The sequence below is a fragment of the Dellaglioa sp. CoH-55-MRSF-8 genome (genome assembly GCF_056782195.1).
On the sequence record NZ_JBXAYH010000002.1, the window covers coordinates 89,059 to 104,130 of the forward strand.

Consider the following 15,072-nt stretch of genomic DNA (forward strand, 5'->3'; position numbering starts at 1 on the left):
ATCATGAATATAATTGACTAATTAAGATAATATTGATCAGGTTGTATCAATCCTTACTTGAATATTTTAAAATTGGAAAAGGGGCTGTGACATAAGTCCCTTCAATAAAGTTCAAAATAAGGCTCCGGAAATCATTTTTTGATTTCTGGAGCCTTATTTCTTTTTATTTAAAAAAATATAGAAAACAGAAGTATTATTTACCTCCTAAACTGGCTAATTTTTGGATATTTAATGCCATTACTATCAAACCTGCTTCCTTTTTAACCTTCTCAATCCCTCGCAATAGAAATTGATTGAACGGCAAAGAGGCCTTCATTCGACCAAAAACGGATTCTACATCAATTTTACGGTGCGCGTAAATTTGACCCGTTTCTGGTTCAGAAAGTCGTTCACATTGTTGTGCCTTAAAATATTCCCAAGATCCGTTAACTTGAATCTTACGACGTGCACCTCTAAGTGTTTTAGCCGCAGGAATAATTATCTGATTCTCATCTAGTAACTCTGCTTGATATTCTTTAAATTCACGAACTATTCCATATTTATCGGTTCTTTTCCGATACGCTTTAAAGTTAAATCGCACGCCGTGCGGATCAATATAGTAATCATTATTTTCATGATAATCCCAGTTCATAACTTTTCTATCATCAGTTCGCCATTTTTTGCTTTGTTCTCTAATCATGGTACCGTAAGGAATTATAGCAGTTTGATTTGGTAATTCATCTTCAATGAAACGATAGTTTGATTCTGATCCATATCCGGCATCGGCAACAATGTATTTATCTAATTTATTATGAGTACTTAACGTTTTAAGAAACGGTTGAAGTGTTCTAGTATCTGTTGGATTTTGAAATAATTGGTAGCCCAAAATAAATTGGTTACTGGTCGCAATTTGTAAGTTATAAGCTGGCTTAAGTTGACCATTTAACATTGGATCTTCTTTAATACGCATAAAAGTTGCATCATGATCAGTTTTAGAATAGCTATTTCGAGTACCGTATATTTTCATTTGTGCTTCATGTTCACTTAATTTATGTTGGCGTTTAGTTAATTGATTCTTCTTAGATTTTAGGGTTCTTCGAATTCTTTTAGCTGGATTGGGACTTATCTTCTTAGTTCTTGAAACTTCCTGGTCTAATGCTACTAATTTCTGATCAAGTCGATCGATAACTTCTTCAATCATTTCTAGTGTTAGATTGGAGCCTTCTGGGACTTTACAAGCAGCATGCGCTGTTTTTAATTCAACTAGTAGCTCTAAAATCGCTTCGCGATTCATTTGATCAAAACGTATTGTATTCTTTTTCCAAATAAAACTATATTTATTAGCATTAGCCAAAACCTTAGTACCATCAATAAAGATGGCATCACTAATCATATTTTGTTGTCGTAAATATTCGACTAAGGTATCTAAACTGCGATCAATTAAATCAGTTAATTCATTCGACGTTCTAAATCGGACAATAGTTCGGTAAGATGGCATTTGCTCTTGTGTTAACCAACGTGCCGATAAATTTTCTTGTGCTAGTAAGGCGACCCGACGACTACTAAAAACACCTCGAGTTATAGCAAAAAGATATAACTTCAATAAAGCTGAAAGATTATATTCACGGGGGCGACCAAAAAGATAAGGTTCTTTTATTTCTAATTTTTCGATTAGCGTATTGATATAACACGCAGTGTTATTCTTTTCTGGTATATAGTCAGTTGAGATGGCTAAACAAGTCTGATTTATGTTATAATAATTTTGCATTTTTAAGTCCTTTCGAGGATTAAATTAAGGAGCATTGGGGGTCGAAGGCCAGTGTTCCTTTTTATTTTTCTAATTAGATAATATATTAAAAAGTAGTAAAAAGAAACAAGTCTCCCGAAATCAAAAAAGATTTCGGGAGACTTGTTTAATATCATATTGAAGAGACTTATGTCACAGCCCCTTTTTTATTACACAATATTTCTATTCAATTGGCTATTAAGCCTAATATCAGGTAAAATGTGAGTATGTAATTTTAAAATATGAATAAAGAAATATAAAATAATATTTTTTTGAATGGGAGAAATAAATGAGTTCAATAATGGGACAAGTTGTTACCGCAATGGTAACTGATGAGAATGATACAGAATTTTTAGTACAAAAAGATAGTATAACAATGCATTTATTGAAAGATGAAAAAAACAGTCAATTAGCGAACGGTTCGATGGTTACAGGCTTTGTGTATGAGAACGAAGATCATGATTTGAGTTTATCAACAATAATTCCTAGAGCTGGCATTGATCAATATGCATTCGGAGACGTTGTAAAAGTTAGAAGAGATTTAGGTGTCTTCGTTGACATTGGTTTACCAGACAAAGATGTAGCAGTTTCACTAGATGATTTACCAGAAATGAAATCACTTTGGCCAAAAGCTGGTGATCGATTAATGGTTGGACTTAAAATTGATGCCAAAGATCGTATTTGGGGTGATGTTGCGGACGAAGAAATGTTTCGATCAATTGCTAAGAAACCTGATGACTCATTAAAAAATAAAAATATGAAATTTACAGTTATTCGCTTAAAAATGATTGGAACTTTTGTAATTACTGATGATGATTATCTTGGATTTATCCATCCATCTGAAAGATTTAATGAACCTAGATTAGGTCAAGTATTAGAAGGACGTGTAATTGGAATTAGAACTGACGGTACAATTAATCTATCTATCAAACCACGTGCCTATGAAGCAATTAGTGATGATGCAGCAATGTTGATTGCTGCATTAAGTCATAATGATGAAAAAACATTACCTTTTACTGATAAAAGTAATCCAGAAGACATTAAAGAATATTTTGGTATCAGCAAAGGTCAATTTAAGAGAGCTGTTGGACATCTGCTAAAAGAGCGTTATGTTAAACAAGAAGATGGTAATCTTATTTTAATAAAAATGCCTGAGGAATTTGAAACTAATAATGATGAATTAATTAACGAAACAGATGATTAATAGAAAACTATTTTAGTAGGTAAGAGATAATAAATAAAATTATTTGAAAATATAATTTATTAGTTCAACGTTAAATTAATATATCGGTAACAAACAAGTATATTAGTTATTTTTAAATATATGAATTGTCTCATGAATGCCGTGCGTGTAGAGGAGAACAATAATGCTTATTAAGTATAAGAATGATTATGAAAAAATTGCGATGGGCTTGTTGTCATTTATACCTGACTTGAAGGATGTTACTAGAATTAATTTAGCAATTAAAGGTTATCAAGATACAGAAAATCGAGATTTGTATCTTTGGAAAAATGAGGCAGGTAATTTTACTGGTATAGTTGGTATTGAAAATGATGGCAACGTTGTCGTAGTTCGGGCAATATCATTGAGTCCAGATGAAAGACATAAAAAAGTTAGTTTTTTGATTCTGAACGCTGTATTATCGCTATATCCTGATAAAAAAATCATGGGTACAATTGATACTACAAAATTAATTGAAAAATGGGAAATGCAAAAAAATGAGTCAAAAATTTAAATCTATTAGTCAGGTAACATTAAAATTAACCTCTTTTGAAGGACCACTTGATTTGTTACTGCATTTAATCAAAGATTCTGAGATGGATATTTATGATATTCAAATTTCAGAAATAACAGAGCAATATTTAACTATTATTAAAGATACTACGAATATGTCATTAGATGTGATTGGTCAATATTTAGTGATGGCTTCAACGTTGATGAAAATTAAGAGTCAAATGTTATTACCGGCAGAATTTTCCAATGTAGAGGAAACTCAAACTGATCCAAGGGCAAGTCTAGTCGAACAATTAATTGAATATCAAATTTTTAAAGAGGCGGCTGGAGAGTTGAGCGTCAGGGAAAATAAACGTGCGAATTATTTTTCTAAGGAACAAAGTAGTATTCCTAAAAATAGATTTGATAAACCTCAACTTGATATACCTGGCCTGGATTTAGAAACACTTGAGAATGCTTTTAAAAGAGTTTTAATAAAGCAAATAAATCATCAACCAATTGAGAAAAAAATTAATGTGCAACTAGCATCACTCTCTGATAAAATATCAGAAATAAAAAAAATCATTCTAAATTCAAATAAGAGTTTAATATTTAGTGATTTTTTTGAAATAACAACAACGGTTGATGAAATTGTTGTTACTTTTCTGGCAATATTAGAACTTTCAAAATTAAACCAAATTAAATTGAAACAAGCAAATAGCCATGAAATGATTCAGATTTTAAAAATTGAACCATAGATTATTGTATTAAGGAGGTACGAAGGTGAGTCATTTAGCAAATATTGAAGGACTTTTATTTGTGAGTGGGGATCAAGGAATATCTCTAGCAGAATTATCTAGATTAACTGGATTATTGAAATCAGCAGTTAAAGAACAACTTGAAAAATTATCATTAAAGTATAAAAATGATATAAATTCTAGCTTGGAGCTAATTCAATATAATGATTGTTATCAATTAGTAACAAAAGAGAAATTAGCAGATTTAATTAAAGATTATTTTGAAAATCCTAATTCAAGAAGACTTTCTAATGCAGCACTGGAAACGCTAGCTATCATTGCTTATAAACAACCAGTGACACGACTTGTAATTGATGATATCCGAGGAGTTCAAAGTTCAGGATCACTGCAAAAATTGATTGCTTTAGATCTAATTCGTGAAAATGGACGTCTTGATGTACCAGGAAGACCTATTATATATGTAACAACGACGCAATTTTTAAATTATTTTGGATTAACTGAACTAAAAGAACTTCCAGTGATTAGTGAAAATCAAGATTTTGATGGAGAAATAGGTAAACTTTTTTTAAATAATTTTAACGAAAAATTACAAGAAAATGAGGAATAATATGGCAGAGGCAGAAAGATTACAAAAAGTTATGGCGCAATCAGGTGTTGCGTCACGAAGACAATCCGAAAAAATGATTTCAGAAGGTCATGTTAAGGTGAATGGTAAGGTTGCAAGTGAGTTGGGTATTAAGGTCACAAGTGAAGATAAAATTGAAGTTGATGGTATTCGTTTAAATGAAGAACCATTAGTCTATTATTTATTCTACAAACCAAGAGGAGTTATTTCGGCTGTTAAGGATAATAAAGATCGTAAGGTTGTTACGGATTATTTTCCAGGTGTAAGGGAAAGAATTTATCCAGTCGGTCGATTAGATTATGATACTTCTGGATTATTATTAATGACAAATGATGGTGAGTTAGCCAACAAAATGACTCATCCAAAGTATAAGATTGACAAAACTTACGTCGCTAAAGTGAATGGTATTCCATCTAATGATGATTTAAAAACGTTACGTCAAGGAATTGTAATTGATGGTAAGAAAACGGCTCCTGCTCATTCAAAAATTATTTCAGCAGATAAAAATAAGCAAAAAGCAATTGTTTCATTAACAATTCATGAAGGCCGAAATCATCAAGTTAAAAATATGTTGGCAGAGGTCGGACATCCAGTGGAAAAATTAAAACGTGAAACTTATGGATTCTTAGATTTATATGGATTAACTTCGAGTCAATACCGTGAGTTATCTGAAGAAGAAGTTCATGCATTGAAAAGTATCGCCGAGCGTAAATAATTGTAACTTATTTTATCCTATGTTATATTTTGTAGCGTAATAAAATATTTGGTTCGTCTTCAGGGGCAGGGTGTAATTCCCGACCGGCGGTTATAGTCCGCGACCCACATTGTATATGTGGCTGGACTGGTGTAATTCCAGTACCGACAGTTAAAGTCTGGATAAAGAAGATAGGGCTTATTTGAGTAAGTAATTTCAAATGAACTCTGTTAATCTTTAGTGATTAATGGCGTTCATTTTTATTTACTTGAAAGGTTCTTCATTGAAGATGGCCTTCCAGGAGGTTTTCTAGTATGAATCGGTCACCAGTTTATAAAGTTGTGATTACAGCGTTCTTAGCTGCAATCTCATACGTATTAATGTTTTTATCTTTCCCAGTAATTTTTCCGTATTTAAAAATTGATTTTAGTGATTTACCAATTTTAATTGGATTTTTTATTTTGGGACCAATGAGCGGTGTGATGGTTGCCGTCGTTCGTTCATTGCTGTATCTAGTTTCAACTGGAACAGATATTGCCAGCTTGATAGGTGTTGGAAGTAATTTCTTAGCATCAATGGCGGTATCATTTCCAGCATATTATCTTCTCAAAGGTAAAGGAAACCTTAAGCCAACACTTGGAAAGAGTATTTTGGCAGTTTTAGTGAGTACCTTTGTACTAACTGCTGTATTATCTATTGCAAATTATTTTGTAATTCTACCAGTGTACTTGAATGTTATCGGTATGAATATCGGAATGTCAGTATCCAAGTACGTTATTGTTGGTATTGTTCCTTTTAATATTATAAAAGGAATTCTGGTCGTTGGGTTATTTAGTCTTTTATATCAGAGAATGTATGGTTGGGTTCAGTTAAATAATAAAAAATATAAACAACTATAGTATAATTAATGAGGGAGAATTCTTAAGTGATTCTTCCTCATTTTATTTTATAAGGATGGTATTTTATGGTTGAAGATTATCTCTTACAAATGTTTAATGTCGAATATCGGCGACCTAATGTAATATTTAGCATTATTACAGGTCGGAATACTGTTTCCAATATATATTGGGGAATGCGTTATGATTTGCTAGATTATTTTAGTATTGATCCTCAATTTACAAATGAAATATATCAAAAAATACTTTCTAAGTTGAAACAAAATAAATTACTCACTGAATCTAATGGGCAAGTTCGGTTAACGCAAAATGGTTTAATTCGACAAAAAAAAGCGAAAAGCGATTTATATCAAATTAAGCACCCTAAATTAATAAATCAATATAAATTTAATGAATGGTCAGAAACTTGTATTTTAGCTATACAAGTTGTATCTGAACTTAGCTTTGTTAATCGTCATTATTATCCTGTCGTAACATCCGAATTAACTAAATTTAATATCAAAAAATGGATTTCTAATAATGACAAAACAATACTAACAAAACAAGTTAATTTAGAATTACGATTGTTCGTGCAAAAAATTGATACAAATTCTAGTTTAATATTTATGAACAAATTAATTGGTCATAATCTTAATGGATTGACCAATAAACAGTTAGCAAATGAGTTGAATCTATCAGAAATGGAGATTCAATTAATATACAGAGATACAATAAATTTTTTTGCTAGTTGGATTGAGGAGCAAAAACAAAGTGTGTTCAAAGAATTAGTTCAGTCAATTCTAAAAACAGGAATTATTTCTGAAAGTGCAAAGGAAACGATGAGATTAATTACTATGGGCCTATCTGTTAATGATGTGGCTAAAAGTAGAGGATTGAAGACTAGTACAATTTTTGAACATTTACTTGAATTAGCAATGATTAGTGAAAAATTTCCATTTGATACTTTTTTAACAAAAAAAATAGTTAATGATTTATCTGAAATTATGGGGAGAGATATTGATCAAGTACCTTTTAAAATAATACAAAATAAGAAACCTGATATAAATTTTTTCGATTATCGTTTGTATCAAATTTATAGGAGTAAAATAGATGTCCAAAATTAATTTAAAAGAAAAATTGATGGAATACTTTGGATTCGATTCATTTATGATAGGCCAAGAAGAAACCATAGAAACTATCTTATCTGGTCAAGACACGTTATCAGTACTACCTACAGGGACTGGGAAATCATTGTGTTATCAGTTAGCTGGCTATCTTATGAATGGTACGACAGTTATCGTTTCACCGTTGTTATCTTTAATTCAAGATCAAGTTAGTCAATTTAATTTTCGTGGTAATGGGACAGCTATTGGATTAACATCAATATTGAGTTATTCTGAAAAAAAATATGTGTTAAAAAATATACAATCTTATAAATTTGTTTATTTATCTCCTGAAATGCTAAGTCAATTTGAAGTGATAAATGCCCTTAAACAAATAGATGTATCACTATTTGTTGTAGATGAGGCACATTGTATCTCCACTTGGGGACCAGATTTTAGGCCTGATTATTTGGATTTGAATAATGCAATTGTGAAACTTGGTACACCTTGCGTTTTGGCGTTGACAGCCACAGCTGCACTAAATATTCAGAATGATATTATGACACAATTAAAAACAGAAGGTCGAGATTTTCATAAAATCATTAAATCGGTTAATAGAAGTAATATTTTTTTAAGTGTCTTAAAAGTGCATGATGAATCTGATAAAAATAAGCAATTATTAAATTTATTGAATAAAATCAAGGGTGTTGGAATCGTTTATTTCTCGAGCAAGAAAAAGGCAAATGAGGTCTCAGATTTAATAAATAATAACACTGGATTAAGGTCTGAACCGTACCATGCTGACTTGAATGATATGGCAAGGTATACGGTACAAAGACAATTTATGGAAAATCAAATAGATGTTATATGTGCAACAAGCGCTTTTGGTATGGGTATTAATAAGAAAGATATTAGATACGTTATCCATTATCATATGCCCGCTGATTTTGAAAGCTACGTACAAGAATTTGGCCGATCTGGACGAGATGGCCAGCAGAGTATCGCAATTGTTTTTTCTCAAGAAAATGATGTGTTTCTACAAAGAAACTTAATTGATTTAACCATTCCAGATGATGATTTTATTAGGATGTATTTTAAAAAACATAAGGAATTAGTTGGTCTTGGAGAAGAAAAAGGTAAACTGTTAGATTATTACTATGAGAAACAAAGCTCAGTTGAAGAGGTGCAGTTCCTTTTTAGACAAAGGAAAATTGAAAAAGAAACTGGATTACAAAATATGATAATGTTTGTTAATTCAAGTAATTGTCGAAAGCAACAAATTTTAAACCATTTTGGAGAATCGAAATTAATAGAACATGATGAATTCTGTTGCTCAGCGTTATTTAATGTGGATGTACTTCAAAAGATTGGATTAGAAAAAAAGATAATCAAAAATGATGACAAGCAGTTAATTCAATCAACAGATAATATTATTTCAAGATTGTTTAAATTATCTTGAGAATAATTTGGATTATTATGGTAAAATAATGATAATTGTTTTTAGGAGGATTGAAAAATGAGTGATAAAAAAGATAATTCAGAAAAAAAGCCTTGGGAAAAATCATTCGAAGACGATAGAGACGATAATGGAAATTATTCTCGATCAGCGAATAGACGTAAAAGTAAAAATAGTTCATTATTAACTACGGGGTTATTAGTTGTTTTTGTAGCTATTATTATTGGAACGATTGCTTTTTATATTGTTGAAAGTAACAAAGTATACCAACCAGAAGATAGAACCACAAGCGAGAGTTCAGTAAGTAAAAAAATAGTTACCAAAACTGATGATTCTGATAGTTCTAGCTCAAGTGCTAAGAAAAGCTCTGAATCAAAAGAAAAAGCTAGTTCTGAATCGAAAGAAAAAGCATCAAAAGAAAAAGCTAGCTCTGAATCAAAAGAGAAAGCTAGTTCTAGCACTAATTCAAGCTCTAGCTCAGCGTCTAGTGAATCAACCAGCTCTGATAGTTCATCAAGTGCATCTTCAAAGTCATATGTAACTGTCGAAGCAGGACAAGGCATATATCGTGTTGCAGCAAACAATGGGTTAACTACAGAACAACTTCTACAAATGAATCCAGGGTTGACTACTTCTATTAGTGCAGGACAAAAAATAAGAGTTAAATAATATACATATGGGATTGATATCTAATCAATCCCATTTTTATGGAGGAATTACTTGATGAAAAATAATATCCAAATTGCAATTGACGGACCGGCATCCGCAGGAAAAAGCACTGTCGCTAAATTAGTTGCTAAAAAATTAAATTATGTTTATTGCGACACTGGGGCAATGTATCGAGCAATTACTTTTGAAGCAATGGCAAAGAATGTTGCGCTGGATAATGATGATAAGTTAGTTAGTCTATTAAAAGATACAATAATTTCTTTTAAACCAGCAAATCCAGAACAATTAGTCTATATAAACAATATAGACATAACACAAGCAATTAGGCAACCTGAGGTAACTAATAATGTTTCAACGGTTGCTGCTCAAGAAGGTGTACGCAAGGAATTAGTTAAAAGACAACAAGAAATTGCCGAAGATGGATCAATTGTTATGGATGGTCGTGATATCGGAACGACAGTATTACCAAATGCTGAAGTTAAAATATTCTTAGTTGCGAGTGTTAAAGAACGTGCTCTTCGCCGATTTAAGGAAAATCAAATTAAGGGTATTAATACAACACTTGATGTTTTAGAGTTTGAAATTGCCGAACGAGATCGAAAAGATTCTACACGTGAAATTTCTCCGCTTATTCAGGCAAAAGATGCTATACTTGTAGATACGACTTCAATGAATATTGATGGGGTCGTACAGAAAATTATGGATATAATTAACAAATAATAAAATAAAATGTGAAAAATGAGTATTAGCACTAGTAATTACTCTTCATTTCAGCTAAAATAATAAATAGAGTTTATTCGCTAAGGAGGACATTGTCCATGAGTAATATTGAAGAAAATAATGATTTACTAGAAGCATTAAATAGTGTAAGTGAAGTTAAGGTTGGTTCTGTTATAAAAGGTGAAGTTTTAGCTATCGATGATGCTAAACAAGTCATTGTTGGTATTGAAGGCGCCGGTGTTGAAGGTGTTGTACCAGCTAAAGAACTAGCACTTAAAGCTGGTGAAGAAACAGAAGACGTTGTCAAAATTGGTGACGTTATGGATTTAGTTGTTATTTCAAGTATCGGTGGCGATAAAGAAGGTGGTAGTTACTTACTATCACAAAGAAGAATTGCTGAACGTGAAGTTTGGAATGACTTACAAAAATTAGCTGATGATGATGCTACAATCGAAGCTACAGTAACACAAGTTGTTAAAGGTGGATTAGTTGCTGATGCTGGTGTGCGTGGATTCGTACCCGCTTCAATGATTGATGATCGTTTTGTTGAAGATTTATCAAAATATAACCATCAAACATTAGATTTCAAAATTATTGAAATTGACCCAACTGAAAATAGATTAATCTTATCACATAAAGCAATTGTTAAAGCTCAAAGAGATGCTCAAAAAGTAGAAACTCTTAAAACTTTAACAGTTGGTGAAGTTGTAACAGGAACAGTTGCCCGTTTAACTAACTTCGGTGCATTTGTTGATCTTGGTGGTATTGATGGACTTGTTCATATTTCAGAAATTTCTTACAACCGTATTTCTAAGGCAGAAGATGTCTTATCAGTTGGTGAAGAAGTTAAAGTTAAAGTATTGGCAATCGATTTAGATAAGAATCGTATTTCATTATCAATCAAACAAACATTACCTCAACCATGGGATAATGTTGAAAATGATATCCATGTAGATGACGTCTTAGATGGTACTGTTAAACGTTTAACGACATTTGGTGCATTTGTTGAAGTTATGCCTGGAATTGAAGGATTAGTTCATATTTCACAAATTTCTTACACACATATTGCTACACCAGGCGAAGTTTTAAAAACTGGCCAAGCTGTTCAAGTTAAAGTACTTGAAGTACATCCAGCAGAACATCGTTTAGCTTTATCAATTAAAGCTCTCGAAGAAAAACCAGCAACAGAAGAAAAACCTGAAAAGAAAAAAACAGTTAAAAAAGCTGCACCAAAAGCTAAAGCTCCTAAATCAACAATGAGTGGTATGCCAGAAGAAAGTACTGGTTTCACACTTGGTGATATTTTAGGTAAAGCATTAGAAGATGCAGATACTAACAAATAATTAAAATATTATTTTTAAGTAACGACTGAACTGTAGTTCAGTCGTTTTTATTATTTATTACAAAAGATATTTAGAGAGTGAGGTACTATCTATGGCAAATCCTGTTGTAGCAATTGTTGGACGTCCTAATGTTGGAAAGTCCACAGTTTTTAATAGAATAGCCGGGGAAAGAATTTCAATTGTTGAGGATACTCCTGGTGTTACACGAGATCGTATTTATGCTCATAGTGAGTGGTTAGCGCAAAAATTTAGCTTGATTGATACTGGTGGTATCGATATCGGTGATGAACCCTTTTTGACGCAAATCACTGAACAAGCACAAATCGCAATCGATGAAGCTGATGTTATTGTTTTTCTTGTAAGTGTAAAAGAAGGCGTAACGGATGCTGATGAGAAAGTGGCTAAAATTTTATATCGTTCTGATAAGCCAGTTATTTTAGCGGTTAATAAAGTTGATAATCCCGAGTCTAGACAAGATATTTTTGATTTCTATTCATTAGGATTTGGAGAACCATTTCCAGTTTCTGGTAGTCATGGCCTTGGGGTTGGTGACTTATTGGATGAGATTACAAAGAAATTCCCTGAAAATATTCCTGATGAAGATGACAGTCGAATTAAGTTTAGTTTGATTGGTCGTCCTAACGTGGGTAAGTCTTCATTGGTGAATGCAATCCTGGGTGAAAATCGTGTTATTGTTTCACCTATTGAAGGGACTACACGTGATGCAATTGATACAGCTTTTGATACTGAAGAGGGCGATATGTTCTCAATGATTGATACAGCTGGTATTAGAAAACGCGGAAAAGTATATGAAAATACTGAAAAGTATTCTGTACTACGTGCCATGCGTGCTATTGATCGTTCAGATGTTGTTTTAGTTGTGTTAAATGCTGAAGAAGGTATTCGGGAACAAGATAAGAGAGTTGCAGGGTATGCCCATGAAGCAGGACGTGGTATCATTATCGTCGTAAATAAATGGGATACTCTTGAAAAAGATAATCATTCATTATCTGATTTTGAGGCTAATATACGTCAAGAATTTGCATATCTTAGTTATGCTCCTATTATTTTTGTGTCTGCAATTACACAGCAACGATTATCTAAGATACCCGAATTAATTAAACGCGTAAATGAAAATCATAGTCGTCGTATTACATCTTCAGTATTAAATGATGTCATTATGGATGCAGTAGCCCATAATCCAACGCCAACTGATAATGGAAAACGTTTAAGAATTTACTATGCAACACAAGTAGCAATACAACCACCTACATTCGTTGTATTTGTTAATGATACTGATTTGATGCATTTTTCATATGAACGTTTCTTAGAAAATCAAATTAGAACATCGTTTGATTTTGAAGGAACACCAATTCATGTTATTGAAAGAAGAAGAAAATAATTCAAATTGATAAAACGCTACCATGCCATCTTTTTTTCTGCTAAAGTAGTTAAATACCTTGATGTAATACGTTTTGTATGGTATCTTAAATAAAGAATTAGTAGAGTAATCTCTGGTTCTATTATTATTATTTATTTTAAATAATAATGGCTGAATATTTTTAAATATTCGGACACATTTTAGGGGAGGTGAAACATTATGGCAAACAAAGCACAATTAATCGAAAATGTTGCAAAAGAAACAGGATTGACAAAAAAAGATGCTACTGTCGCAGTTGATGCTGTATTTGGTTCAATCCAAAGCACATTAGCTACAGGTGAAAAAGTTCAATTAATCGGTTTCGGTAACTTTGAAGTACGTGAACGCGCTGCTCGTAAAGGTCGTAACCCACAAACTGGTGAAGAAATTCAAATCCCTGCAAGTAAAGTACCTGCATTTAAACCAGGTAAAGCTTTAAAGGATTCTGTTAAATAATACTTAGAAAAAGCTAGTACAATTCATTTTGTACTAGCTTTTTCAATCTATAATTTATTTTATAGACAATAGTTATGTACGAGATTACTAGCTATTGTGTGTATGATAGATTAAACTAAACCATATTAATTTAATAATGAAGGGAAGTTATTTAATGACGCATTCAGAAATTATGCTAGACTACTTGGACGAAGGACAAATTGATGAGGCAATGAAAGAATTTGCCAGAGCATTAAGAAAAGACAATGATGCAACATTATTTAGTTTAGCAGAAGAGTTATATAGCTTAGGTTTTTTAGCTCAATCTAAACGTACTTATGAAAGATTATTAGAAAAATATCCAGAAGAAGATACTTTAAAAACATTCCTGGCAGATATTGCAATTAGTGAAGGAAAATCTGATGAAGCACTTAACTATTTGTCAGAAATTGAAGAAGATTCAGAAGCTTATCTTCAGTCTCTTATGGTTGCTGCCGATTTATATCAGACACAAGGTATGTTTGAAGTTAGTGAAAATAAATTATTAACTGCATATAAGTTGGCTCCTGAAGAAGAAGTTATCCAATTTGCTTTAGGCGAACTATATTTTAATACAAAACAATTTAGTCAGGCAATCGGATTTTATCTTGAATTAATTAAATCAGGACAGACTGAACTGTCACAGGTTAACTTAGTACAAAGATTAGGTGTTAGTTACGCAAACAGTGGGCAGTTTGAAAAAGCAATGGCATATTTAGAACAAATTCATTTAGAAAATATGGACTCTGATACTAAGTTACAGATGGGTTTAACCTATCTACAATTAAATGATCAACAAAAAGCAATTGATATTCTTTATGATTTGAAGGAAGAAGATCCTTCGTATACATCCTTATATCCAATTCTTGGTCAAGCACTTTCAGATGAGAATAGATTGAATGATGCTTTACTTGTCTATCAAGAAGGGTTAGCGGTTGACGAGGTAAATGATACATTGTATGAACAGGCAGCGACTGTTGCCTTAAAATTGGACGATGAGAAGCAAGCTGAAAAGTATTTAAATAAAGCAATTGATATTAATCCAGATAATACTGGCATATTATTACAATTAAGTAATTTATTAGTTAAGCAAGAACGTGATGATGAAGATATTAAATTACTAGAAGATATCAAGAGCGACGGAGATGTAGATCCTCAAATATTTTGGAATTTAGCTATTTCATATGAAAGACTTGAAGATTATGATAAAGCTGAAGAAAATTATTTAGAAGCATACCCTTATTTTACTAATCAAGTTGACTTTTTAAGATCTGTTATATTTATTTTTAGAGAGAACGGACGACAAGAGGAGTTAAAGGACGCAATTAAACATTACTTAGCTTTAGTACCTGATGATCAAGAAATTATTGATATTCAAAATGATATAAATTATTAAAATAAAACGTTTATATCATTCTTTTGGTATAAGCGTTTTTTGTTAGCAATTTGTAAGATT

General features: G+C 31.8%; 14 protein-coding genes, 1 pseudogene and 1 riboswitch. Of the genes and pseudogenes, 14 read left to right on the forward strand and 1 reads right to left on the reverse strand.

Annotation, left to right across the window (positions count from 1 at the left end):
* Positions 1 to 202: 202 nt before the first annotated feature.
* Positions 203 to 1,747, reverse strand: a pseudogene (locus tag AC1RPW_RS02230) (IS1182 family transposase); the annotation flags it as partial.
* 307 nt (positions 1,748 to 2,054) lie between these two features.
* Between AC1RPW_RS02230 and AC1RPW_RS02235 the strand changes: the two are divergent.
* The 14 genes from AC1RPW_RS02235 to AC1RPW_RS02300 all read left to right on the forward strand — a co-directional run bounded on the left by AC1RPW_RS02235 (position 2,055) and on the right by AC1RPW_RS02300 (position 15,012).
* The gene (locus tag AC1RPW_RS02235; protein ID WP_481761351.1) at positions 2,055 to 2,969 is read left to right on the forward strand and encodes a CvfB family protein; all 915 of its coding nucleotides are present in this window, start codon (positions 2,055 to 2,057) and stop codon (positions 2,967 to 2,969) included.
* 163 nt (positions 2,970 to 3,132) lie between these two features.
* Positions 3,133 to 3,501, forward strand: a complete 369-nt coding sequence (locus AC1RPW_RS02240) for an N-acetyltransferase (RefSeq protein ID WP_481761350.1) — start codon at positions 3,133 to 3,135, stop codon at positions 3,499 to 3,501.
* Positions 3,485 to 4,237 (forward strand): segregation and condensation protein A, encoded by a 753-nt coding sequence (locus tag AC1RPW_RS02245; RefSeq protein WP_481761349.1) that lies wholly within the window; start codon positions 3,485 to 3,487, stop codon positions 4,235 to 4,237. The genes AC1RPW_RS02240 and AC1RPW_RS02245 overlap by 17 nt, the downstream gene beginning before the upstream one ends.
* Before the next feature lie 25 nt (positions 4,238 to 4,262).
* On the forward strand, positions 4,263 to 4,844 hold the full coding sequence (gene scpB / locus AC1RPW_RS02250; RefSeq protein WP_481761348.1) for an SMC-Scp complex subunit ScpB: 582 nt from the start codon (positions 4,263 to 4,265) through the stop codon (positions 4,842 to 4,844).
* Position 4,845: 1 nt separating this feature from the next.
* Complete coding sequence (locus AC1RPW_RS02255) at positions 4,846 to 5,577, forward strand: pseudouridine synthase (RefSeq protein WP_409022503.1); 732 nt, start codon at positions 4,846 to 4,848, stop codon at positions 5,575 to 5,577.
* 51 nt (positions 5,578 to 5,628) lie between these two features.
* A riboswitch (FMN riboswitch) is annotated at positions 5,629 to 5,753 on the forward strand.
* 117 nt (positions 5,754 to 5,870) lie between these two features.
* Positions 5,871 to 6,455, forward strand: a complete 585-nt coding sequence (locus AC1RPW_RS02260; RefSeq protein ID WP_409022504.1) for an ECF transporter S component — start codon at positions 5,871 to 5,873, stop codon at positions 6,453 to 6,455.
* A 65-nt stretch (positions 6,456 to 6,520) separates the two neighbouring features.
* A complete protein-coding gene (locus AC1RPW_RS02265; protein WP_481761347.1) occupies positions 6,521 to 7,555 on the forward strand; it encodes a helix-turn-helix domain-containing protein in 1,035 nt (344 codons plus the stop codon).
* A complete protein-coding gene (locus tag AC1RPW_RS02270; protein ID WP_481761346.1) occupies positions 7,542 to 8,993 on the forward strand; it encodes a RecQ family ATP-dependent DNA helicase in 1,452 nt (483 codons plus the stop codon). Before AC1RPW_RS02265 ends, AC1RPW_RS02270 begins: the two co-directional genes overlap by 14 nt.
* 57 nt (positions 8,994 to 9,050) lie before the next feature.
* Positions 9,051 to 9,659, forward strand: a complete 609-nt coding sequence (locus AC1RPW_RS02275; protein ID WP_481761345.1) for a LysM peptidoglycan-binding domain-containing protein — start codon at positions 9,051 to 9,053, stop codon at positions 9,657 to 9,659.
* Positions 9,660 to 9,713: 54 nt separating this feature from the next.
* Positions 9,714 to 10,379 carry a (d)CMP kinase gene (gene cmk / locus AC1RPW_RS02280; protein ID WP_481761344.1) on the forward strand — a complete coding sequence of 222 codons (666 nt, stop codon included), beginning with the start codon at positions 9,714 to 9,716 and terminating at the stop codon, positions 10,377 to 10,379.
* A 98-nt stretch (positions 10,380 to 10,477) separates the two neighbouring features.
* Positions 10,478 to 11,722, forward strand: a complete 1,245-nt coding sequence (gene rpsA, locus AC1RPW_RS02285) for a 30S ribosomal protein S1 (RefSeq protein ID WP_481761343.1) — start codon at positions 10,478 to 10,480, stop codon at positions 11,720 to 11,722.
* A 91-nt stretch (positions 11,723 to 11,813) separates the two neighbouring features.
* On the forward strand, positions 11,814 to 13,124 hold the full coding sequence (gene der / locus AC1RPW_RS02290) for a ribosome biogenesis GTPase Der (RefSeq protein WP_409022510.1): 1,311 nt from the start codon (positions 11,814 to 11,816) through the stop codon (positions 13,122 to 13,124).
* Positions 13,125 to 13,322: 198 nt separating this feature from the next.
* Complete coding sequence (locus AC1RPW_RS02295) at positions 13,323 to 13,598, forward strand: HU family DNA-binding protein (protein ID WP_409022511.1); 276 nt, start codon at positions 13,323 to 13,325, stop codon at positions 13,596 to 13,598.
* Between the two features lie 154 nt (positions 13,599 to 13,752).
* On the forward strand, positions 13,753 to 15,012 hold the full coding sequence (locus tag AC1RPW_RS02300; RefSeq protein WP_481761342.1) for a tetratricopeptide repeat protein: 1,260 nt from the start codon (positions 13,753 to 13,755) through the stop codon (positions 15,010 to 15,012).
* Positions 15,013 to 15,072: the final 60 nt, after the last annotated feature.